The 1,222-nt window shown below is 44.3% G+C and carries 1 protein-coding gene and 1 pseudogene; both read right to left on the bottom strand.

All coding sequences use genetic code 11. The features are described from left to right. Positions 1–836 (bottom strand): annotated as a pseudogene (locus FYJ44_RS14355) (IS66 family transposase zinc-finger binding domain-containing protein); the annotation flags it as partial. Between the two features lie 184 nt (positions 837–1,020). Next, on the bottom strand, positions 1,021–1,222 hold a 202-nt coding region (locus FYJ44_RS14835; RefSeq protein WP_407643782.1), incomplete at its 5' end, for a glycoside hydrolase family protein.

The following is a 1,222-nucleotide window of genomic DNA, read 5'->3' as shown; positions in this document are numbered from 1 at the left end:
AGTACGCGGCTGGCCGGCCGTTGGACGATATTGGTGATAGTACGCTCCCTCAGGTATGGATGGAGCATATCACTCATGAGCCTTTTGATGCGGGGGAAGGATACAGGGTGCGCGTCACAAAGATATACAACCAGAGCCTGTACATTCGGGCCGTAGAATACGTCTCCGTTTACACCTTCCGGAAACTCGCTGCATACAGTATGCCCACAATTAGGGCAAACCTTCTCCAATATGGAGTACTGGGTTATGACTGGAGCCGGGAAGTTTATATCTATCATCTGGCGAGTCATCTTCTGAATACCCGAAACATTTGACAAATCTTCACCGCAGTCCGGGCAGTTGTCCAATGGTACCTCTACATAAAAATCAGATCTCTCTTCCCTTTGCAAAGTACTTCCCTTATGTCCTGGCTGACCTCCTGACTTCTTGCCAGATGGCTCACGCAATGACTTTGTACGCTTCCTCTCCTCGGAGGCTGCAATATCTTCCTTAGACGGAGGTGTGTTTCTGTTATGGCTAGCTTTCTTTGGTTTCTCCAATTTGTCGAGACGAGCCTTTAGTGTGCAGATTTCCGCATTCTGTTTCTTGATTTTTGCAAGATCTTGTCTGTGTTGCGACTCAAGGTATCCATTACGCTTTTTCAACTCCTTATTCTCAATCTTTATCGGAGCTACTTCATCTTCGAGTTTTGTTAGTCTTCCAAGAATATATCGCAATGCTTCATCAGCGTCAAGAATTACGTCAGGGTGTACGTTGTTTGTACAAGAATCCTTGCGACTCTTGGCATGTAACGCCCTGCTGGGAACTTTGCTATTTGCTGATTTCTTTGCCTTCATTTCACCTACAAAGGTACAAAAAAAAACAAATATGCAAGTAAAATAATGTTTATTTTCTTGATATTCAATAGCTTTTATGAGCGTCAAATGCGAAGTGATAATTGAACGTTAAGCTGCTATTGTTTCGTCATAATATGAGTACGGCATACCTACCTGAGTAGTTACGATTGCTGGCACAAATATGTTATTTTTGGAATAATGTAACCATCTCGGTCAGTCGGCGTTGGTGGAGCTGTTTATGGAATTTGCCTCTATAATGGCAGTGGGCTGTGTAAGACTTGAAGATGTCGCGGTTGCCGGATTTAAGTTTTTTCAGCACGGTGGATTTATTCACCACTCCGGGGCCGCAGTTGTAGGCTAACACGCCTAACAACAGAGCGTCTTTG

The organism is Desulfovibrio porci (assembly GCF_009696265.1).
GTDB lineage: Bacteria > Desulfobacterota > Desulfovibrionia > Desulfovibrionales > Desulfovibrionaceae > Desulfovibrio > Desulfovibrio porci.
This window is presented reverse-complemented; position numbering and strand designations above follow the sequence as displayed.